Here is a 19,865-nt window from a genome sequence, read left to right on the forward strand (position 1 = left end):
TTGATCTTGATCTTGATCTTGATCTTGATCTTGATCTTGATCTTTCGCTTGGAATTCAAGTGTCTTTGGAAAGATCGCAGCCTCGTTGCACTCGACAGCTCCTACACAGCTCCTACACAGCTCCCATACAGTTTCTTCGCAGTTTCTTCGCAGTTCCTACACAGTTCCACGCATTCGTACAACCGACAGGGAGTCACCCATGACCTTCACCGAGCCCGCAGGACGCCAGGCTGTCACCGCATACCGCACGCCATTGCGTGTCCCCGATCCCTGGCTGACATTGGCCGGCGGTATCGAGCCGCAGGTGGCGCAGTGTTTTCTGGTCAGTGCCCGCTGCGGCTGCTTCATGCAAGCGGCCCGTAGCCTCAACGTCAAGGCAACCTGGCTGCGCAAGCAGTTGGCGCAGTTGGAGACGCGGCTGCAACGCTCGCTGTTCAGCTTCCAGGGCAGCGCCTTGACTCTCACCCGTGAAGGTCGGCAGTTGCAGGCGCGATTGATCACTCTGGCCCACGAAAGTGCCCCGCCGCTGAACGATCAACCGTTGATTCGCCTCGCCGTGGCCGAGTCGATTCTGCATGACATCCTGGGCCGCGACCTGATCTCGTTGCTACGGCGCAATGCCAGCGTGCGACTGCAGATCATCACCCTGGACAGTGAACTGGCGCTGCAAGCCGTCAGCGCCGATCTGGTGCTTTGGTTGAGTGATGCCCACGTGTCGGTGTCAGGGCCGAGCTTCGCTACGTTGCCAGCGGACCGACTGGCGCGCCTGGACTATGTGCCGCACATCGCCAAGCGTTACTCACGATCGGCCACACGCCCGGATTGCCTGGACGACCTGAACGACTACATGCTGGTGCAATGGCAGACGGACCGACACGTAGATGGCTTTGCCCCGTGGAACGCCCTGATAGACCAGCGCCGGGCCGGCGTGGTGCAGGTGCAATCCTACGAATTGATGCTGGAAATGATTCGCTGCAGCGCCTGCATCGGCCTGTTGCCGCTGTACATGAGCCGTTTCGACCGAGGCCTGGTCGCCTTGCCGGAAATATTCGGTCCGTCGATGCAGCGGTACTTGTGGATGGCCGTCAATGTCCAGGCCGAAGGCTCGCCAGAGGTGCAGATGCTTCGTGAGCTGATCCATCACACGCTGGATGAGCGCCGGGATTGGTTCCAAACATAACCGAAAAAGGAAGTCTCCCTCTTGTGGGAACGAGCTTGCTCGCGATAGCGGTCTTTCATTCAACACCGACGCCGGCTGAAAGGGCCTCATCGCGAGCAGGCTCGCTCTCACAGGCTCGCCCTAGAGCCTGGCACGGCTTATAGTGATCGGCCTTGTCACGCCTCCAGGGAGGAGCCGCATGTCCGAATCATCGATCACCCTCGCACGCTTCACCGAAGCCCATATCGCCGGTGTCACCGCGCTCTACAACGATCCGGCGGTGACTCGCCAGGTGCTGCAGATGCCGTTCCAGTCCACCGAAATCTGGCGCAAGCGCCTGGCAATGGAAGACGAGCGCTTGTTGAAGCTGGTGGCCCTGCACGAGGGTGAAGTCATCGGCAACCTGGGGCTGGAGCAGTTTTCGCGCGTGCGGCGTGCCCATTGCGGCAGCCTCGGCATGGGCGTGGCTGTCGCCTGGCAGGGCAAGGGCGTGGGTTCGATGCTGCTGGCCGCCGCGCTGGAGGTCGCGGACAACTGGATGAACCTGCGGCGGGTCGAGCTGACGGTCTACGCGGACAATGAGGCGGCCATCGGGCTGTACCGCAAGTTCGGCTTCGAAACCGAAGGCCTGATGCGCGACTATGCCGTGCGTGACGGGCGCTGGGTGGACACCCTGGCGATGGCGCGGCTGCGCTGAAGGATCCGTCGCGCAGGCAAAGAGGGCTTTTACGTACGCCAACGTCTTGAACCTGTCATCATCGCGTTTCGCAGTACTCCCTTAATCGAGGACCGGCCCATGGACGACGTACAGCAATTGGGCGAGATGCTTCGTCACTACGCCGACAGCGAAGCGCACAAGAAACAATTGCACCAGGCCCAGTCGGCTGTTTGGGCCGAGCAGATCAAGGCGTTGTATGGACAAATCGAACAATGGTTGGCGCCAGTCCTGGCGCCCGGTCTTTTGACGTTGAGCCGTGAGGGGTATGTGGCTCACGGGCCGAGCGTTCCGGTAGAGGTATCCAGTTTCAAGACGGAAAAATTGACCTTGACCATTACCGGGAAACCGGTGGAGTTCGTGCCGGAGGTGATGGGCGCGGGCGGGCAGATATCCTTGTCGATCATGGGCCTTGCCGCGACCCGTCACGGCAGTATTTCCCTGGTTTGCCAACCGCCATCGACGCAATGGCAATGGCGTCGGACCAACGGCTTGAAGGACCCCGATACGTTTGCTTTCGATGCCAACTTCCTTGCACAACAATTGCAGAGCCTGATACCGCGCGAGCGCAACTGAATCATGCATTCTTTTCCGAGCAGGCAAAAACCTGCCCATCGGCTATACCTGTAGTTCCGGCCCCGCCTGGTGTGGCTTATAGGAGTGACAGCATGAAGTTTTCGTCGATGATAGGCACTGTTTGCATCGCCTCGCTCGCCTTGGCGGGTTGCTCCAGCAAAGTTACCCAGCCGGATGAGTACTCCGGGTTCCTGGGTGATTACAGCCGGCTCAAGGAGGAGAAGTCGCCGTCGGGGGCCGTGGTGATGCGTTGGGTCGATCCGAAGATCGATCCGGGCAAGTACACCAGTCTGTATATCGAGCCGACGCAGCTCTACCCCAAGCCGCAGCCGACCGCGAAGATCCCCCAGGCCACGCTGTCGGGCATCACCGCTTATTACGACCAGGCCCTCAAGCGCGAAGCGGGGAAATCCTTGCCCTTGGCGACCAGTCCAGGGCCGGGCGTTCTGGTGATGCGGGCGGCCATCACCGCTGTCAGCAGCAAGACCGAAGGCTTGAAACCGTATGAGGTGATCCCGATTGCGCTGGTGGCGGCCGCTGTCAGCACGGCCAGCGGCATTCGCGACCAGGAAACCACCCTGGGTACCGAAGCGGTTTTTCTCGACGGCGGCAACAACGCGGTGGTCGCACAAGTGGTGCGCAAAGGCACGGGCAAGCCGCTGTCCAACGAGTCCCAGGTGATGAAGCCCGATGACGTCAAAGGGGTCATCGATGGCTGGGCGTCGGATTTGCATCAGTCGTTTCTGAAATTCAAGGCCAAATAGCCACGAATCCCCCTATGGGAGCGGAGCCATGCAGGAGCCATGTAGGAGCCATGTAGGAGCCATGTAGGAGCTGTCGAGTGCAACGAGGCTGCGATCTTTCCAAAGACACTTGAATCCCAAGTGAAAGATCAAAAGATCAAAAGATCAAAAGATCGCAGCCTTCGCCAGCGCCCACACAGGATGGCGAAGCTACGACTTTTTATGTCCAGCGGTAGGTCGCGCAGGCATTTCGTGGTTAACTCCGGCCTCACCATTTTCAAACCTGTCAGAAGGAATCCGTTCATGGCTCAAGTCACCCTCAAAGGCAACCCGGTCCAAGTCAACGGCCAGTTGCCACAAGCCGGTTCCAAGGCGCCAGCCTTTTCCCTGGTTGCCGGCAATCTGTCGGACGTTTCCCTGAAAGACTTCGCCGGCAAGCGCAAAGTGCTGAACATCTTCCCAAGCGTCGACACGCCGACTTGCGCCACCTCCGTGCGCAAGTTCAATGCCCAGGCCAATGATCTGACCAACACTGTGGTGCTGTGCATCTCCGCCGACCTGCCATTCGCCCAGGCGCGTTTCTGCGGCGCCGAAGGCCTGGAAAACGTCCAGAACCTGTCGACCCTGCGCGGCGCCGAGTTCATCCAGGACTATGGCGTGGCAATTGCTGATGGCCCGTTGAAAGGCCTGACCGCCCGTGCCGTGGTGGTGCTGGACGAAAACGACACTGTGCTGCACAGCGAACTGGTCAAGGAAATTGGTGAGGAGCCGAACTACGACGCTGCGCTGGCCGTTCTGAAATAAGGTATTTATTACAATTGTTAACGGCCTGGCCCTGTCCAGGCCGTTTTCTTTTGTGCTTCAAGGCGTTAGCCGACTATGTGCCAGATAAGCCCAACGTAAATTGCCGGTAAAGGCGCTTTGCTAAACACCCGTCAGTGCTTATCGTTCAGCCTCCCGTAAAAGAAGTCCACGCGCCCAATGGTTGATCACTCCATGCAATCCTCTGTTTCCCGCAATTCCCTTCGCTGGCTGTTTGGCCTGTTCATCGTATTGGTCGTCGCGGCGCTAGCCTGGAAGTTCTGGCCCAGTGGCTCGGCGCAGAAGCCTGGAGCAGGGGAGAAAGCGGCGGCGGGGCACGTGGGGCGCTCGGGCAGCATGCGGCCAGGGTTCGGTGGGGCGACGGGGCCGATTCCGGTGCGGGTGGCGCCGGCGGTGACCGGCGATTTCCCGCTGTACTTCAAGGCGTTGGGCACGGTCACGGCCCTCAATACCATCAATGTGCGCAGCCGCGTGGGTGGCGAACTGGTCAAGATCGCCTTCGAAGAGGGGCAAATGGTCAAGGCCGGGGACCTGCTGGCCGAGATCGACCCGCGTCCGTACCAGAACGCCTTGCTCCAGGCCGAAGGCACGCTGTTGCAGAACCAGGCCCAGTTGAAAAACGCCCAGGTAGACCTTGAGCGGTATCGCGGCCTGTACGCTGAAGACAGTATTGCCAAGCAGACCCTCGACACCGCCGCCGCGCTGGTGGGGCAGTACCAGGGCACGGTCAAGACCAACCAGGCGGCGGTCAATGACGCCAAGCTCAACCTCGAATTCACCAAGATCCGCGCGCCCATCTCCGGGCGGGTCGGCCTGCGGCAACTGGACACCGGCAACCTGGTGGCGGCCAACGACACCACGTCCCTGGCGGTCATCACCCAGACCCAACCCATCAACGTCGTGTTCACCCTGCCGGAAAACAACCTCGACACGGTGCTCGCCCGTTACCGCAGCGGGGCGAAACTGCCCGTCGAAGCCTGGGACCGGAGCGATGTGAAACTGCAGGCCAGCGGTGTGCTGCAAAGCCTGGACAACCAGATTGATATCACCACCGGCACCTTGAAGTTCAAGGCCCGCTACGAGAACCGCGACCAGTCGCTGTTCCCCAACCAGTTTGTCAATGTCCGCCTGCTGGCGGACACCCTCAAAGGCGTGACCCTGGCGCCGACGGCGGCCATCCAGTTCGGCACCAACGGCACCTTCGTCTATGCCCTGGATGGCGACAAGAAGGTCACCATCAAAAAACTGAAGATCGGTGCCAGCGACGGCGCGAACACCGTGGTCACCGAAGGTTTGGCCGCCGGTGACCGGGTGGTGCTCGAAGGCACCGATCGCTTGAAGGAAGGCAGTGAAGTAGAAGTGGTCAGCGACAGCCAGGCAGTGCCTGCCACGCCGACCGAACACTTGCAGGGCAAGTCCGCAGCGGTGCCCACTGAGCCGGTCGCGGCTGACAAGGCGAAAAAGGGCGGCGCATGAATCTCTCGCGGCTGTTCATCCTTCGCCCGGTCGCCACCACCCTGAGCATGCTGGCGATCATCCTGGCCGGCCTGATCGCCTATCGGCTGCTGCCGGTGTCGGCATTGCCCCAGGTCGATTACCCGACCATCCGTGTGATGACCCTGTACCCGGGCGCCAGCCCCGATGTGATGACCAGCGCGGTGACCGCGCCCCTGGAGCGCCAGTTCGGGCAGATGCCGGGCCTGACGCAGATGGCCTCCACCAGTTCCGGTGGCGCCTCGGTGATTACCCTGCGCTTCAACCTCGACATCAACATGGACGTCGCCGAGCAGCAGGTGCAGGCCGCGATCAATGCGGCCACCAACCTGCTGCCCAAGGACCTGCCGGCGCCGCCGGTGTACAACAAGGTCAACCCGGCCGACACCCCGGTGCTGACCCTGGCTATCACCTCCAAGACCATGCTGCTGCCCAAGCTCAACGACTTGGTGGACACCCGCATGGCGCAGAAAATCGCCCAGATCAGCGGCGTCGGCATGGTCAGCATCGCCGGTGGCCAGCGCCAGGCCGTGCGAATCAAGGTCAACCCCGAGGCCCTGGCGGCCAACGGCCTGAACCTGGCCGATGTGCGCACGTTGATCGGTGCTTCCAACGTCAACCAGCCCAAGGGCAACTTCGATGGCCCGACCCGGGTCTCGATGCTCGACGCCAACGACCAGTTGACCTCGCCCAAGGACTACGCCGAACTGATCCTGGCCTATGCCAACGGTGCGCCGCTGCGGCTCAAGGACGTGGCGCAGATCGTCGACGGCGCCGAAAACGAACGCCTTGCCGCCTGGGCCAACGAAAACCAGGCCGTGCTGCTGAACATCCAGCGCCAGCCGGGAGCCAACGTCATCGAAGTGGTGGATCGGATCAAGGCCCTGCTGCCAAGCATCACTGACAACCTGCCGGCCGGCCTGGACGTCACTGTGCTGACCGACCGTACCCAGACCATCCGCGCGTCGGTCACCGACGTGCAGCATGAATTGCTGATCGCCATCGCCCTGGTGGTCATGGTGACGTTCCTGTTCCTGCGTCGTGTCAGCGCCACCATCATTCCCTCGGTGGCCGTGCCGTTGTCGCTGATCGGCACCTTCGGTGTGATGTACCTGGCTGGTTTCTCCATCAACAACCTGACCTTGATGGCCCTGACGATTGCCACCGGTTTCGTGGTGGACGATGCCATCGTCATGCTGGAGAACATCGCCCGTTTCATCGAGGAGGGCGACAGTCCGCTGCAGGCCGCGCTCAAAGGCGCGAAGCAGATCGGCTTCACGCTGATTTCCCTGACGCTGTCGCTGATCGCCGTGCTGATCCCGTTGCTGTTCATGGCCGATGTCGTGGGGCGGTTGTTCCGCGAGTTCGCCATCACCCTGGCTGTGGCCATCCTGATTTCCCTGGTGGTGTCCCTGACCCTGACACCAATGATGTGTGCCCGCTTGCTCAAGCGTGAACCCAAGGAAGCGGAGCAGGGCCGTTTCTACCGCGCCAGCGGCGCCTGGATCGACTGGTTGATCGCCGCCTACGGACGCAAGTTGCAGTGGGTGCTCAAGCATCAGCCGCTGACCCTGCTGGTGGCGGTGGGCAGCCTGGTGTTGACGGTGGTGCTGTACCTGGCCGTGCCCAAGGGGTTCTTTCCGGTGCAGGACACCGGGGTGATCCAGGGCATTTCCGAGGCGCCGCAATCGATCTCCTTTGCCGCCATGAGCGAGCGTCAGCAACAACTGGCGAAAGTGATCCTGGCGGACCCGGCGGTGCAGAGCCTGTCGTCCTACATCGGTGTGGACGGCGACAACGCCACGCTCAACAGCGGTCGCCTGCTGATCAACCTCAAACCCCACAGCGAACGGGATGACAGCGCCACCGAGATCATTGCCCGCTTGCAACCGCAACTGGATCGGCTGGTGGGCATTCGCCTGTTCATGCAGCCGGTGCAGGACCTGACCATCGAAGATCGGGTCAGCCGGACCCAATACCAGTTCAGCCTGTCGTCGCCGGACGCCGAATTGCTCAGCCTGTGGAGCGGGCGCCTGGTTGAAGCCCTGGCCCAACAGGCGGAGCTGACCGATGTGGCCAGCGACCTGCAGGACAAGGGCCTGCAGGTCTACCTGGTGATCGACCGCGATGCTGCCTCGCGCCTGGGCGTCTCGGTGTCGAACATCACCGATGCGCTGTATGACGCCTTCGGCCAGCGGCAGATATCCACCATCTACACCCAGGCCAGCCAGTACCGCGTGGTGTTGCAGGCCCAGGCCGGGGAGCGGATCGGGCCGCAGGCGCTGGACCAGATTCACGTCAAGACCACCGACGGCGGGCAGGTGCGGCTGTCGAGCCTGGCCCGGGTCGAAGAACGCCAGGCGCAACTGGCGATTGCCCACATCGGCCAGTTCCCGGCGGTGATGATGTCGTTCAACCTTGCGCCGGGCGTGGCCCTGGGGCACGCGGTGGATCTGATCGAAAAGGTCCAGCGGGACATCGGCATGCCGGTGGGCGTGCAGACCGAGTTCCAGGGCGCAGCCCAGGCATTCCAGGCGTCGCTGTCGAGTACCTTGCTGCTGATCCTGGCGGCGGTGGTGACCATGTACATCGTCCTGGGCGTGCTGTACGAGAGCTACATCCACCCGATCACCATTCTTTCAACCTTGCCCTCGGCGGCCATCGGCGCCTTGCTGGCCTTGATCCTCAGCGGCAATGACCTGGGCATGATCGCGATCATCGGCATTATTCTGCTGATCGGCATCGTCAAGAAGAACGCGATCATGATGATCGACTTTGCCCTCGACGCCGAACGCAACCAGGGCATGGACCCACAGACGGCGATCTACCAGGCTGCATTGCTGCGCTTCCGTCCGATCCTGATGACCACCCTGGCGGCCTTGTTCGGCGCGATACCGCTGATGTTCGCCACCGGTTCCGGCGCCGAACTGCGCCAGCCCCTGGGCTTGGTGATGGTCGGTGGGTTGTTGGTGAGCCAGGTGTTGACGTTGTTCACCACCCCGGTGATCTACCTGTATTTCGATCGGCTGGGACGGCGGTTTGCCAGGCCTGATGCGAATGAGGTGCAGGTATGACCTCTTCCCTGGAATGCAGCGGGTTTTTGTGGCGAGGGGATTTATCCCCGCTTGAGTGCGCAGCACTCACCGAAGGGGCTGCTGCGCACCCCCGCGGGGATAAATCCCCTCGCCACAAAAGCCCAGCTACTACTATCGGTTTGTCATGTGCAGTCCGGAGCTTGTGCCGATGAACCTCTCCGGCCCATTCATCAAGCGTCCGGTCGCGACCATGCTCCTGAGCTTCGCCATCATACTGCTCGGTGGTGTGAGCTTCGGGCTGCTGCCGGTTGCGCCGCTGCCGCAAATGGATTTCCCGGTGATCGTGGTCCAGGCCAACCTGCCCGGGGCCAGCCCCGAGGTAATGGCTTCGACGGTGGCTACGCCCCTGGAGCGCTCCTTCGGCGCCATCGCCGGGGTCAACACCATGAGCAGCCGCTCCAGCCAGGGCTCTACCCGCGTCATCCTGCAATTTGACCTGGACCGTGACATCAACGGTGCCGCCCGGGAAGTGCAGGCGGCCATCAATGCCTCGCGCAACCTGTTGCCCAGCGGCATGCGCAGCATGCCGACCTATAAGAAGGTCAACCCGTCCCAGGCGCCGATCATGGTGCTGTCGCTGACCTCGGATGTGTTGAAAAAAGGCCAGCTCTACGACCTGGCCTCGACCATCCTGTCCCAGAGCCTGTCCCAGGTGTCGGGCGTCGGCGAAGTGCAGATCGGCGGCAGCTCGTTGCCGGCGGTGCGCATCGAACTGGAGCCGCAGTTGCTCAACCAGTACGGCGTGGCCCTCGATGACGTGCGCACCGCCGTTGCCGATAGCAACGTGCGCCGGCCCAAGGGGTCGGTAGAGGACGATCAGCGCATGTGGCAGGTCCAGGCCAACGACCAGTTGGAAAAGGCCAAGGACTACGAAACGCTGATCATCCGCTACCAGGACGGCTCGGTATTGCGGCTCAAGGACGTGGCGAAAGTCACCGACAGCGTCGAGGATCGCTACAACAGCGGGTTCTTCAACAACGATGCCGCCGTGTTGCTGGTGATCAACCGCCAGGCCGGGGCCAACATCATCGAGACGGTCAATGAGATCAAGGCGCAGCTGCCGGCGTTGCAGGCCGTGCTGCCGGCCAGCGTCAAGCTGAACCTGGCGATGGACCGTTCGCCAGTGATCAAGGCCACCCTGCATGAAGCGGAAATGACCTTGCTGATCGCCGTGGCCCTGGTGGTGCTGGTGGTGTTCCTGTTCCTCGGCAACTTCCGCGCCTCGCTGATCCCGACCCTGGCGGTGCCGGTGTCGCTGGTGGGCACGTTTGCGGTGATGTACCTGTACGGTTTCTCCCTGAACAACCTGTCGTTGATGGCGTTGATCCTGGCGACCGGCCTGGTGGTGGACGATGCCATCGTGGTGCTGGAGAACATCTCCCGGCATATCGACGAAGGTATGCCACCGATGAAGGCCGCATACCGGGGAGCCGAGGAGGTGGGCTTTACCCTGCTGTCGATGAACGTCTCGCTGGTGGTGGTGTTCCTGTCGATCCTGTTCATGGGCGGGATCATCGCGAGCCTGTTTCGCGAATTTTCCATCACCCTGGCGGCGTCCATCGTGGTTTCGCTGGTGGTCTCGCTGACCCTCACGCCGATGCTCTGCGCCCGCTGGCTCAAGCCTCACGTGCCGGGGCAGGAAAACCGCTTGCAGCGCTGGAGCCAGCGGCTCAATGAGTGGATGGTCCGTGGCTATGCCAGCAGCCTGGACTGGGTGCTGCGTCATCGCCGCCTGACCTTGCTGAGCCTGCTGGTGACCATCGGCGTGAACGTTGCGCTGTATGTGGTGGTGCCGAAAACCTTCATGCCGCAGCAGGACACCGGTCAGTTGATCGGTTTCGTGCGTGGCGACGACGGGCTGTCGTTCAACGTGATGCAGCCGAAGATGGAAATCTTCCGCCGCGCCGTGCTCAAGGACGAGGCGGTGCAAAGCGTCGCCGGTTTCATCGGTGGCAACAACGGCACCAACAACGCTTTCATGCTGGTGCGCCTCAAACCGATCAAGGAGCGTAATATTTCTGCACAAAAGGTCATCGAGCGCCTTCGTAAAGAAATGCCCAAGGTCCCCGGCGCTCAGCTGATGTTAATGGCCGACCAGGACCTGCAGTTCGGTGGCGGTCGCGAGCAGACCACCTCGCAGTATTCCTACATCCTGCAAAGCGCCGACCTGGCGTCGCTGCGTACCTGGTATCCCAAGGTCGTGGCGGCCTTCCGGGCCTTGCCGGAACTGACCGCCATCGACGCCCGTGACGGTGGTGGGGCACAGCAGGTGACGCTGATGGTGGACCGCGACCAGGCCAAGCGCCTGGGCATCGACATGGACATGGTTACTGCAGTGCTCAACAACGCCTATAGCCAGCGGCAGATCTCGACCATCTACGACAGCCTCAACCAATACCAAGTGGTGATGGAGGTCAATCCCAAGTATGCCCAGGACCCGAGTACCCTCGAGCAGGTCCAGGTGATCACCGCCGATGGCGCGCGCGTACCGCTGTCGGCCATAGCACACTATGAGAAAAGCCTGGAGGACGACCGGGTCAGCCATGAAGGCCAGTTTGCTTCCGAGGACATTTCCTTCGACATGGCCGAAGGCGTCACGGTAGAGCAGGGCACCGCGGCCATCGAGCGGGCGATCGCCAAGCTTGGCATGCCCGAGGATGTCATCGCGAAAATGGCCGGCACCGCCGATGCGTTCGCCGCCACCCAGAAGAGCCAGCCGTTCATGATCCTCGGAGCATTGCTGGCGGTGTACCTGGTGCTGGGGGTGTTGTATGAAAGCTACATCCATCCGTTGACCATCCTGTCCACGTTGCCATCGGCTGGGGTCGGCGCGTTGCTGTCGATCTATGCGCTGGGTGGCGAGTTCAGCCTGATCTCGCTGTTGGGGCTGTTTCTGCTGATCGGCGTGGTGAAGAAAAACGCCATTCTGATGATCGATCTGGCGCTGCAACTGGAACGTGCCGGGCAGACGCCGCAGGAGTCGATCCGCAGTGCTTGCCTGCTGCGGTTGCGGCCGATCCTGATGACCACGCTGGCGGCGATCCTTGGCGCCTTGCCGCTGTTGCTCGGCACTGCCGAGGGCTCGGAAATGCGCCAGCCACTGGGCCTGACCATCATTGGTGGGTTGGTGTTCAGCCAGGTACTGACGCTCTACACCACCCCGGTGGTTTACCTTTATCTCGACAAACTGCGCCATCGCTTCAATCGCTGGCGCGGCGTGCGCACTGATGCTGCCCTGGAAACTCCGCTATGACCGACCGTTCGCCTTTCAATCTTGCCGCGACGCTGGCAACCGCCCGTGGCTCGCGGGTGCTGAGCCTGGTGCTGTGCGTGGCGATGCTCAGCGCCTGCGCCGTCGGGCCGGATTATCAACGTCCCCAGGCTGCCGCCCCGGTGCAATACAAGGAAGCCCAGGGTTGGCGACAGGCCAATCCCAGCGATGCAATGGCCAGGGGCGCCTGGTGGGAGTTGTACGGCGATGCGCAACTCAATGGCCTGGTGGACCAGCTCAATACGTCCAACCAGACCGTGGCCCAGGCCGCCGCCCAATACCGGCAAGCCCGGGCGTTGGTGCGCAATGCCCGTGGCGCATTTTTCCCCACCGTCGACCTGACCGTTGGCAAGACGCGCTCCAGCCAGGGCACCGGCAGCAGCAGTTCGAGCCTGAGCAGTTCATCCAGCGGCATTCGCGACACCTACAACGCCCAGGCTGGCGTCAGTTGGGAGGCGGATGTATGGGGCAAGTTGCGCCGCACCCTGGAAGCTGACGAGGCGAGCGCGCAAGCCAGTTTTGCCGACCTGGCGGCGATGCGCCTGAGCCAGCAATCGGAACTGGTGCAGAATTACTTGCAGTTGCGGGTGATCGATGAACAGAAGCGTCTGTTGCAGACCACGGTCGACAACTATCAGCGCTCCCTGAAAATGACCGAAAACCAGTACCGTGCCGGGGTGTCCGGCAAGGACGCGGTGGCCCAGGCACAGAACCAGCTCAAGACCGCCCAGGGCGACCTGATCGACCTGATCTGGCAACGGGCCCAGTTTGAAAACGCCATCGCCGTGCTGATCGGCCTGCCGCCGGCCGAGTTCAACCTGGCCGAGACCCAGGACATCCCGTCGCTGCCGCAGATCCCGGTGGCGCTGCCTTCGCAGTTGCTCGAACGCCGGCCGGATATCGCCTCGGCAGAACGCTCGGTGATGGCCGCCAACGCCAACATCGGGGTCGCCAAGGCCGCGTATTACCCGGACCTGACCCTGAGCCTCAGTGGCGGCTACAGCAGCAGTACCTACGACAACTGGGTGAGCGTGCCGAACCGCTTCTGGTCGGTAGGGCCACAATTGGCGATGACGCTGTTCGATGGTGGCCAGCGTTCGGCAGAGGTCGACCGTACTGTCGCGGCCTACGACCAGACCGTCGCCACCTATCGCCAGACCGTGCTCGACGGCTTGCGCGAGGTAGAAAACTACATGATCCAGCTCAAGGTGCTGGAAGACGAAGCCCGCGTGCGCCAGGAAGCCCTGGACGCCGCCCGGGAATCCCTGCGCCTGACGCAGAACCAGTACAAGGCAGGGTTGATTGCCTACCTCGATGTCGTGACCGTCCAGGCCACGGCCTTGAGCAATGAACGCAGTGTGCTGAGCCTGCAGCAGAGCCGCCTGATTGCCAGTGTGCAGTTGATTGCGGCGCTGGGGGGTGGTTGGGACGGGCAGTTGCAGGCGCAGGCGCACGAGAAGCCCTGATCACTGTTGATGGGGTAAGCCTTGCTCCCACAGGGTTCCCCATTTTCAATAAAGACTTCCGTGGTCATGTCGGCGGTCAGTCCCGCTTTTGGCCGATGCACTGCCTACGTCCTGTCGCGATGGCTTGTTATAGTTCGAGCCTCTTTTCAGCCGGTAAAGGATCACTGCCATGTCGCAATACCAAGCGTTCAATGTCGAACTTGCAGACAACATTGCCCATGTGCAGATCAATCGCCCGGAAAAGATCAATTCGATGAACGCCGCGTTCTGGAGCGAGATCATCGATATCTTCCAATGGATCGACGACACCGATGCCGTGCGGGTGGTGGTGTTGAGCGGCGCCGGCAAGCATTTTTCCTCAGGGATCGACCTGATGATGCTGGCGGGCGTGGCCAACGAGCTGGGCAAGGACGTCGGGCGCAATGCACGCCTGCTGCGACGCAAGATCCTGCAACTGCAAGCCTCGTTCAACGCCGTGGACAACTGCCGCAAACCCGTGATCGCGGCGATCCAGGGCTACTGCCTGGGCGGGGCCATCGACCTGATTGCCGCCTGCGACATGCGTTACGCGGCCCAGGACGCCCAGTTCTCCATCAAGGAAATCGATATCGGCATGGCCGCCGATGTTGGCACATTGCAACGCTTGCCCCGAATCATCGGGGACGGCATGCTGCGTGAACTCGCTTATACGGGGCGCACCTTCGGTGCCGACGAAGCGCGCAGCATCGGCTTGGTCAATCGTGTCTACAGTGATACCGCCAGCCTGCTCGACGGCGTAATGGACATCGCCCGGGAAATCGCCGCCAAGTCGCCGATTGCCGTGACCGGCACCAAGGAAATGATCAGCTACATGCGCGACCACCGCATCGACGACGGCCTGGAATACGTCGCCACCTGGAACGCCGCCATGTTGCAATCGACCGACCTGCGCGTGGCCATGGCCGCCCATATGAGCAAACAGAAACCTGAATTTCAGGATTGATCGACCATGATTTCACGCTGGACCACCGCAGTACTCGATACCGCTCTTGCTGGTGGCTGGGCCGTCGCCCGTAGCCCTGAGGGCTTTCTGTTCGATGACAACGGCGCGCTGTTTCCCCGCGAATGGCTCAAGCGCCAGGATTTGTCGATCCTCGCCGAGCACGGCATCGGTCACCTGGATGGCGAGCCGGTCTACCTGCTGGAATTGCACAGCCCGCTGGACATCCCTGGCTGTAACTGGAAAGGCCTGCGGGCGTTCATGCTCGAGGAGGACCACACGCTGTACAAAGTGCTGGGTTATGCCGCGCAGGTCGGCACCTGGGCCCGGGAGCATCGTTTCTGTGGCAGTTGCGGCACGCGCATGGACCAGATTCCGTTGGAGCGGGCCATGTATTGCGAGGCCTGTGAGCTGCGGCACTATCCGCGGATTTCACCGAGCATGATCGTGCTGATCACTCGAGGCGATGAAGTCCTGCTGGCCCGTTCGCCGCGTTTCGTCCCGGGCGTCTACAGCACCCTGGCGGGGTTTGCCGAACCGGGCGAGTCGGCCGAGGATTGCCTGGTGCGAGAGGTGCGCGAGGAAGTCAGCATCGAGGTGAAGAACATCCAGTACATGGGCAGCCAGTGCTGGCCGTTCCCCCATTCGATGATGCTGGGTTTCCACGCTGAATACGCCAGTGGCGACATCGTGCCCCAGGAAGATGAAATCGAGGACGCCCAGTGGTTCAACGTCCATGACCTGCCACCGCTGCCGGCCTCGCGCTCCATTGCCCGCTACCTGATCGACCTGTATGTGGCGCGGCGCCTAGGCCATGCTGAACCAGTGCTGCCAGGCTAGGCGCACAGTCAAGCCGAGCACCACGGTGATGAACACCGGTCGGATGAATTTCGCGCCGCCGCTGATGGCGGTGCGAGCGCCGAAGAACGCGCCGATCATCACCGACAGGCCCATGCTCAGGCCGATGACCCAGTCCACTTGCCCGGAAAAGATGAACACCGACAGCGCCGCGATGTTGCTGACGAAATTCATGCTGCGGGCCACGCCACTGGCCTTGACCAGGTCGATGGGGTAGAGCAGCAGGCTGCTGACCGTCCAGAATGCCCCGGTACCCGGCCCGGCCACGCCGTCATAGAAACCCAGGCTGAAGCCTTGGGGCGATTGCCATGTCTTCTTGATCGGCGCGTCACTGTCCAGCGGTGCCTTGGGCGTGCCGCCGAACAACAGGTACAGACCGCAGGCGAAGACGATCACTGGCAGCATCTTGTTCAGCCACTCGGCAGGCAGGTAATGGGCGACGATAGCGCCGGTCAGGGCCCCGACCAGGGTGCCGACGAGGGCGTGGGTCCATTGCCTTGGGTGGAACAACTTGCGCTTGTAGAAGGTGAAGCTGGCCGTCGCCGAGCCGAAGGTCGAACTGAGTTTGTTGGTCCCCAGGACCAGATGAGGCGGCAAGCCTGCCGTCAGCAGGGCTGGCGTGGTCAGCAACCCACCGCCACCGGCAATGGCATCGATGAAACCGGCAATGAACGCGACAACAGCAAGGATAGCGAGGGTAGTGAGGTCAACGCTGAGTTCAAAAGGCATGAAATAGGCTTATTTGGCAGGTCGCAGAAGGGCTGCGGGGAGGGCCGGTATGTTACCCATAATGGTGCAGGGCTGCGACAGCCGGTTGGGGCGTTGCACTGTAAGATCCCACAACCCCACAAATCGCCCGTGGCGTGGGAGCCTGCTCTCGCTGGGCTGCGCAGCAGTCCCAAAAGGCTTCCTGATATCTGCCTGGCACACCGAGACCGCTGGACGATTTTTTTTTGAAATCAAGGGGTTGTCAGCCTAGGCAAATGAGTACATAATTGCGCCCATCGAACGCACTGGGACGTAAAAAATCTCAATGTTTTCAAGGAGATAGCGGCGCCTAGATGCCCTGTATCCTGATCAGGTTTGTACCGCGGTTGATGTGGCTGCATTGCATCAAACGTTCTGAGGCCGAATAGCAAAATGGTTATGCAGTGGATTGCAAATCCACCTACGCCGGTTCGATTCCGACTTCGGCCTCCACTTTTAAAAAGCTCTGTAGATCTATGATTTACAGAGCTTTTTTATTTTCGAAGCATTGAAAGCTTTTGTATTGAAAAGGGCATGAGCTACCTTGCTTCGCAGGGGAGGGATGTATATATTCCCCCTCTTGCTGCACCAGCCAGAACATCGGCCACTGGATTTTGCCGACGTTCCCAAGGCTAACCGCGCTACCGCCCGAATGGCGAAACTGGTAGACGCATGGGACTTAAAATCCCCCGCTCGTAAGGGCGTGCCGGTTCGATTCCGGCTTCGGGCACCATCTAAAATCAAGGGTTTGCGAGCGAAAGCTAATGCAAACCCTTGTTCGTTTCCGCTTCTGAAAACTGCTGCGGAAGCGGAGTCCAAGCCTGCGGGTATTTTCAAGCGCAAGCCTCTACACTCGGCGTTGAGATTAGCAAGGTGAGTGGCTGGTGGTTACGTCCTCCAGCCCTTGCCCAGTACGCTAATCCTTTGACCATGGAGAGGTAACGCGTGAAAACGATCGCAACGATGAGTCTGTTGGCCTTGATGAGCAGCAGCGCTGTATGCGCTGGGGAGACAACCTCCGTTGATGGGAAAACGCTGGCCGTGAACTTTGGCGAGCCGACCGTCAAGCAGGTTCTGCACTATCGGAAAATGTACGATAAGAAGCCCTTTCCCGACGCGGAAATTTATTACTACAGCAACGGTTTGTACAAAATCATCTCTCAGGGAGAAAATCATTACGGTGTCTACGTCTTGCAGGGCCAGCACACCGACGAGACATACACCGTAAAGTTCATCTCCCTGCCTTCCGCTGACTGGGGCAATAAAACAGCGTATCACCAGCTCACCTTTATTCGAGGTGATGCACAAAACGTATTTATCCAGAACGCAATTGTCGACACCGGCGAGGCGATAGCCCAGCAGAACGGGACCTATACGCAGGAAGAAAATACCGTGGTCAATCCGATCAGCACCGCCTGGCAGAAAAAGTGAGCCCGTTGCCCTCAGCGGTTTGATGGCAGATTTCGGGCAATTTTTTGATCATCTAGTATTTATAAAACAATAGGTTGCATGATATTTCTCATGCAACCTATCCGGTGTTGGTCATCAGTGCCGGTGCCTCACAACCGTCGCCGAAACGCCTCGAGAATGTCCCTCATCCCCTTTTTCATTTGCAGCTGGGTAATGGCGTCCAACGGATGCCAGAGGCAATCGCTGATTTCATTCTGTGGCTTGGCCACCGTCGAGTCGCTGACCGATGCTTCGAACACATGATGTTCGGTTTGCCCGTCATTGACTCGCATCAAGTAGAGCAGATTCTCGACGTCCAGCCCGGTTTCCTCTGCCAATTCCCGGACGGCGGCCCCGGCATGGGTTTCGCCGCGCTCGACGGTACCGCCCGGCAACGCCCAACGGCTATTGGCTTTACGCACCAGCAAGATGTGGCGATTTTCCTCGCAGATGACGGTCGCTCGAATTTTCATGGCCGTGCTCGATCAGTGACTGTCATTAGATTGAAATATAACTGCAATATTTGAGCCTGGCATTATCTGCTTCGTTCAATGGCAGGTTTTTCAAGGTCTTATCCCTTACGACCACGACAGAGCGGGAAAGACTGAGCTTTTTTTAAACAGTCATCGCTCCAGCCCTCTGTCCAACCGCCAGCGCCAAGCTTTCGACCGGTTATCGCCTCAAATTGAATCAGCTTCAAAAAAATGAATCCATGTTGGGTGCACTGGCCGGCCCCGTAGGGGAAGGAAGCGAGAAATGACCACCGTTGAAGACTTCAAGATTAAATCCCACGAGCTCCTGGTGGAGCTCGATACGGCAACATCGGAGATGATGAAACTCATATGTGTCCATCAAATGAGCGGATCGACCTGGGATGAAGCAGTCCAGCGTCAACATGAAGCCTATGAGCAGTGGGTTGCTTATCTGAACGAGCGGGGATAAGTGCGGGGGCAATTTCTTTGAACGGCGCCTCGACGGCTATGCCTAATCCTTAGACCAACAAGAGGATTAGGCCATGTCTGAATTAGCCAGTTATTTCTGGATCGCTGTTGCGGTGCTTTTGCTGCTCGTCGATTTGTGGGCGATTGTCAGCGTCTTTCGAAGCGACAAGTCGGCCGGTACCAAGGCTGGATGGGCCCTGTTGCTGATCATTCTGCCGGTTTTGGGCCTGGTCATCTGGGGGGTAGCCGGCCCTCGCGGCGTCAAGGAAGGGCCGTCATCGCCGGAGCACAGCAAAGGTTAGCCAGGAAGCGGCTGTACGGGCCGTCCTTTCATTGGTTGGTCCAATCGCCGCCGGTGGTTTCGCAATCCTCCTGGGCCTGCTGTAGCTGCTCGATACTGTAGTAGTACCAGGTCACCTTTGCATTGTCGGGAAGGTTGGCTGACCCGCCGTGCTTGTCCCTGCTGGTTGAGTGCGGGTTGGCCAACGCTTCCTGGGTCAGCCTCGCCTGGCATGTCGCTACGTAACCCTCGGCGCAACGTTCGACCTTACGCTTTTGGGTTGTGAGCATTCCCTTGCTTTCATTGCTGCACGACCAATCGAGGGTTTCGGTGGGGATGCCTTTGTATTCGTAACAGCTGTGGTTTTCGATCACTGGAACGGCCTGGCTTTGGGATCGAGTGATGACGTCGCAGCCTTGGGCCAGGACGGCGGTGGGGCTTGCACAAACGATCAACAACAGGATTCTGGCATTCATGAGTTTCTCCCTTCGCGGTTTCTGCACCGGTGCCTATCCATTTCGAGGTGCAAAAAAAGCCCGCGTTCCATCAGTTTTCCAACCGGTAGAACTCAGGGGGAACAGCCAGGCGCTGCGCGTCAGCGGAACTTGGGCAGAGGGGGCTCGGCAGGCTTGAGCGCCGTTAGCGCGCTTTGGATCGACGGGGCGTCTTTGTCGATGTCGTTGAGCCGGTCCCGGATGCGCACTGCGGTGGGATGCCCGCCTTGGTGGTCGACCCAATCGGCAATTTCCTTGCAGGCTGCCGTGAGCCTGGTCTGACGCGATTCCAGCAAGGTGAGCAGGGTGGTGATGGACTCTTTTTCGGACATGTCACACCTCCATTCAGGGTTGATGAGACAGCACAAGACCCGCCAGGGGCGGGCCATGCCGTGGTTTAAGCGTAGTTGAGTTATTCAAGCTCTGTGGAAGAATCCGGCGCCCGGCTAGACAGCCGGTGCGCCGGAAACAATGCAAGTGGCGTTAGCCGGACTCCTTGACCCAGGACGGCGTGACGCTCGCCCGCCAACGCACGTCGGTAATACCGTATTTTTCAGCAAGGGGTTTGGAGACCCGCTTGACCTTCTCTCTCCCGAATTTCGGTATGCGCCCGACCCCCGCGTCGCAACTGGCCCAATGCCAAGCCTCGGAGTTATTCATCACTTCAGCGCGAATAATGAATGACTTGGGCTCGCCATGGAGCATGTAGTCAATGATGTAAAGCGATGGCCCGCCCATAAATCCTCCCTAATTAGTTCTATACGGATGGATACAAA

19 protein-coding genes and 2 tRNA genes are annotated in these 19,865 nt (G+C 60.4%); 16 read left to right on the forward strand and 5 right to left on the reverse strand.

Features of this window, described 5'->3' with window-relative positions:
- The first annotated feature begins 199 nt into the window (after positions 1-199).
- The 11 genes from AC09SL_RS05105 (at position 200) to nudC (ending at position 15,160) form a co-directional block, all read left to right on the forward strand.
- The gene (locus AC09SL_RS05105; RefSeq protein ID WP_058546008.1) at positions 200-1,180 is read left to right on the forward strand and encodes a LysR family transcriptional regulator; all 981 of its coding nucleotides are present in this window, start codon (positions 200-202) and stop codon (positions 1,178-1,180) included.
- A gap of 178 nt (positions 1,181-1,358) precedes the next feature.
- Complete coding sequence (locus AC09SL_RS05110; protein ID WP_058546007.1) at positions 1,359-1,856, forward strand: GNAT family N-acetyltransferase; 498 nt, start codon at positions 1,359-1,361, stop codon at positions 1,854-1,856.
- Between the two features lie 99 nt (positions 1,857-1,955).
- Positions 1,956-2,450 (forward strand): hypothetical protein, encoded by a 495-nt coding sequence (locus tag AC09SL_RS05115; protein ID WP_058546006.1) that lies wholly within the window; start codon positions 1,956-1,958, stop codon positions 2,448-2,450.
- A gap of 92 nt (positions 2,451-2,542) precedes the next feature.
- A complete protein-coding gene (locus tag AC09SL_RS05120) occupies positions 2,543-3,214 on the forward strand; it encodes a DUF3313 domain-containing protein (protein WP_058546005.1) in 672 nt (223 codons plus the stop codon).
- Positions 3,215-3,496: 282 nt separating this feature from the next.
- Complete coding sequence (gene tpx / locus AC09SL_RS05125) at positions 3,497-3,997, forward strand: thiol peroxidase (RefSeq protein WP_046065784.1); 501 nt, start codon at positions 3,497-3,499, stop codon at positions 3,995-3,997.
- Positions 3,998-4,174: 177 nt separating this feature from the next.
- Complete coding sequence (locus tag AC09SL_RS05130) at positions 4,175-5,491, forward strand: MdtA/MuxA family multidrug efflux RND transporter periplasmic adaptor subunit (protein ID WP_058546004.1); 1,317 nt, start codon at positions 4,175-4,177, stop codon at positions 5,489-5,491.
- Positions 5,488-8,583 carry an MdtB/MuxB family multidrug efflux RND transporter permease subunit gene (locus AC09SL_RS05135; protein WP_058546003.1) on the forward strand — a complete coding sequence of 1,032 codons (3,096 nt, stop codon included), beginning with the start codon at positions 5,488-5,490 and terminating at the stop codon, positions 8,581-8,583. The genes AC09SL_RS05130 and AC09SL_RS05135 overlap by 4 nt, the downstream gene beginning before the upstream one ends.
- Before the next feature lie 169 nt (positions 8,584-8,752).
- Entirely contained in the window at positions 8,753-11,857 is a 3,105-nt protein-coding gene (locus tag AC09SL_RS05140) for an efflux RND transporter permease subunit (RefSeq protein ID WP_058546002.1), read from the forward strand.
- Entirely contained in the window at positions 11,854-13,341 is a 1,488-nt protein-coding gene (locus tag AC09SL_RS05145; RefSeq protein ID WP_058546001.1) for an efflux transporter outer membrane subunit, read from the forward strand. The genes AC09SL_RS05140 and AC09SL_RS05145 overlap by 4 nt, the downstream gene beginning before the upstream one ends.
- 169 nt (positions 13,342-13,510) lie before the next feature.
- On the forward strand, positions 13,511-14,323 hold the full coding sequence (locus AC09SL_RS05150) for a crotonase/enoyl-CoA hydratase family protein (protein ID WP_058546000.1): 813 nt from the start codon (positions 13,511-13,513) through the stop codon (positions 14,321-14,323).
- A 6-nt stretch (positions 14,324-14,329) separates the two neighbouring features.
- Positions 14,330-15,160 carry an NAD(+) diphosphatase gene (gene nudC / locus AC09SL_RS05155; RefSeq protein ID WP_058545999.1) on the forward strand — a complete coding sequence of 277 codons (831 nt, stop codon included), beginning with the start codon at positions 14,330-14,332 and terminating at the stop codon, positions 15,158-15,160.
- On the opposite strand, the gene AC09SL_RS05160 is transcribed toward nudC, so the two are convergent.
- Positions 15,128-15,907, reverse strand: coding sequence for a TSUP family transporter (locus AC09SL_RS05160; RefSeq protein WP_058545998.1), 780 nt, complete (start codon positions 15,905-15,907; stop codon positions 15,128-15,130). The two genes, nudC and AC09SL_RS05160, sit on opposite strands and share 33 nt — an antisense overlap.
- Before the next feature lie 397 nt (positions 15,908-16,304).
- On the opposite strand from AC09SL_RS05160, the gene AC09SL_RS05165 reads away from it, so the two are divergent.
- The 3 genes from AC09SL_RS05165 (at position 16,305) to AC09SL_RS05175 (ending at position 17,356) form a co-directional block, all read left to right on the forward strand.
- A tRNA-Cys gene (locus AC09SL_RS05165) sits at positions 16,305-16,378 on the forward strand.
- 193 nt (positions 16,379-16,571) lie between these two features.
- Positions 16,572-16,658: transfer RNA gene (locus AC09SL_RS05170), tRNA-Leu, on the forward strand.
- Positions 16,659-16,888: 230 nt separating this feature from the next.
- On the forward strand, positions 16,889-17,356 hold the full coding sequence (locus tag AC09SL_RS05175; protein ID WP_064106846.1) for a hypothetical protein: 468 nt from the start codon (positions 16,889-16,891) through the stop codon (positions 17,354-17,356).
- A gap of 128 nt (positions 17,357-17,484) precedes the next feature.
- Here the strand turns inward: AC09SL_RS05175 and AC09SL_RS05180 are convergent, their stop codons facing one another.
- Entirely contained in the window at positions 17,485-17,847 is a 363-nt protein-coding gene (locus AC09SL_RS05180) for an NUDIX hydrolase (RefSeq protein ID WP_058545996.1), read from the reverse strand.
- Positions 17,848-18,130: 283 nt separating this feature from the next.
- Here AC09SL_RS05180 and AC09SL_RS05185 point away from each other — a divergent pair, with 283 nt between their 5' ends.
- A complete protein-coding gene (locus tag AC09SL_RS05185) occupies positions 18,131-18,316 on the forward strand; it encodes a hypothetical protein (RefSeq protein WP_003201747.1) in 186 nt (61 codons plus the stop codon).
- 73 nt (positions 18,317-18,389) lie between these two features.
- Complete coding sequence (locus AC09SL_RS05190; protein ID WP_014338117.1) at positions 18,390-18,617, forward strand: PLD nuclease N-terminal domain-containing protein; 228 nt, start codon at positions 18,390-18,392, stop codon at positions 18,615-18,617.
- Between the two features lie 28 nt (positions 18,618-18,645).
- On the opposite strand, the gene AC09SL_RS05195 is transcribed toward AC09SL_RS05190, so the two are convergent.
- From AC09SL_RS05195 to AC09SL_RS05205, 3 genes are all read right to left on the reverse strand, one after another.
- Positions 18,646-19,071, reverse strand: coding sequence for a hypothetical protein (locus AC09SL_RS05195; protein ID WP_058545995.1), 426 nt, complete (start codon positions 19,069-19,071; stop codon positions 18,646-18,648).
- A 119-nt stretch (positions 19,072-19,190) separates the two neighbouring features.
- Entirely contained in the window at positions 19,191-19,421 is a 231-nt protein-coding gene (locus AC09SL_RS05200; RefSeq protein WP_058545994.1) for a hypothetical protein, read from the reverse strand.
- Positions 19,422-19,572: 151 nt separating this feature from the next.
- Positions 19,573-19,827, reverse strand: a complete 255-nt coding sequence (locus AC09SL_RS05205) for a DUF6555 family protein (protein ID WP_058545993.1) — start codon at positions 19,825-19,827, stop codon at positions 19,573-19,575.
- Positions 19,828-19,865: the final 38 nt, after the last annotated feature.

This window comes from Pseudomonas sp. PF05, assembly GCF_056521845.1.

What these genes read in the sequence shown, in the direction of transcription:
- AC09SL_RS05185 (WP_003201747.1), top strand. Translation starts at nt 18,131, where the DNA reads ATGACCACCGTTGAAGACTTCAAGATTAAATCCCACGAGCTCCTGGTG.
- AC09SL_RS05140 (WP_058546002.1), top strand. Translation starts at nt 8,753, where the DNA reads ATGAACCTCTCCGGCCCATTCATCAAGCGTCCGGTCGCGACCATGCTC.
- nudC (WP_058545999.1), top strand. Translation starts at nt 14,330, where the DNA reads ATGATTTCACGCTGGACCACCGCAGTACTCGATACCGCTCTTGCTGGT.
- AC09SL_RS05150 (WP_058546000.1), top strand. Translation starts at nt 13,511, where the DNA reads ATGTCGCAATACCAAGCGTTCAATGTCGAACTTGCAGACAACATTGCC.
- AC09SL_RS05200 (WP_058545994.1), bottom strand. Translation starts at nt 19,421, where the DNA reads ATGTCCGAAAAAGAGTCCATCACCACCCTGCTCACCTTGCTGGAATCG.
- AC09SL_RS05145 (WP_058546001.1), top strand. Translation starts at nt 11,854, where the DNA reads ATGACCGACCGTTCGCCTTTCAATCTTGCCGCGACGCTGGCAACCGCC.
- AC09SL_RS05190 (WP_014338117.1), top strand. Translation starts at nt 18,390, where the DNA reads ATGTCTGAATTAGCCAGTTATTTCTGGATCGCTGTTGCGGTGCTTTTG.
- AC09SL_RS05195 (WP_058545995.1), bottom strand. Translation starts at nt 19,071, where the DNA reads ATGAATGCCAGAATCCTGTTGTTGATCGTTTGTGCAAGCCCCACCGCC.
- AC09SL_RS05135 (WP_058546003.1), top strand. Translation starts at nt 5,488, where the DNA reads ATGAATCTCTCGCGGCTGTTCATCCTTCGCCCGGTCGCCACCACCCTG.
- AC09SL_RS05120 (WP_058546005.1), top strand. Translation starts at nt 2,543, where the DNA reads ATGAAGTTTTCGTCGATGATAGGCACTGTTTGCATCGCCTCGCTCGCC.
- AC09SL_RS05205 (WP_058545993.1), bottom strand. Translation starts at nt 19,827, where the DNA reads ATGGGCGGGCCATCGCTTTACATCATTGACTACATGCTCCATGGCGAG.
- AC09SL_RS05160 (WP_058545998.1), bottom strand. Translation starts at nt 15,907, where the DNA reads ATGCCTTTTGAACTCAGCGTTGACCTCACTACCCTCGCTATCCTTGCT.
- AC09SL_RS05180 (WP_058545996.1), bottom strand. Translation starts at nt 17,847, where the DNA reads ATGAAAATTCGAGCGACCGTCATCTGCGAGGAAAATCGCCACATCTTG.
- AC09SL_RS05115 (WP_058546006.1), top strand. Translation starts at nt 1,956, where the DNA reads ATGGACGACGTACAGCAATTGGGCGAGATGCTTCGTCACTACGCCGAC.
- AC09SL_RS05175 (WP_064106846.1), top strand. Translation starts at nt 16,889, where the DNA reads ATGAGTCTGTTGGCCTTGATGAGCAGCAGCGCTGTATGCGCTGGGGAG.
- AC09SL_RS05110 (WP_058546007.1), top strand. Translation starts at nt 1,359, where the DNA reads ATGTCCGAATCATCGATCACCCTCGCACGCTTCACCGAAGCCCATATC.
- tpx (WP_046065784.1), top strand. Translation starts at nt 3,497, where the DNA reads ATGGCTCAAGTCACCCTCAAAGGCAACCCGGTCCAAGTCAACGGCCAG.
- AC09SL_RS05130 (WP_058546004.1), top strand. Translation starts at nt 4,175, where the DNA reads ATGGTTGATCACTCCATGCAATCCTCTGTTTCCCGCAATTCCCTTCGC.
- AC09SL_RS05105 (WP_058546008.1), top strand. Translation starts at nt 200, where the DNA reads ATGACCTTCACCGAGCCCGCAGGACGCCAGGCTGTCACCGCATACCGC.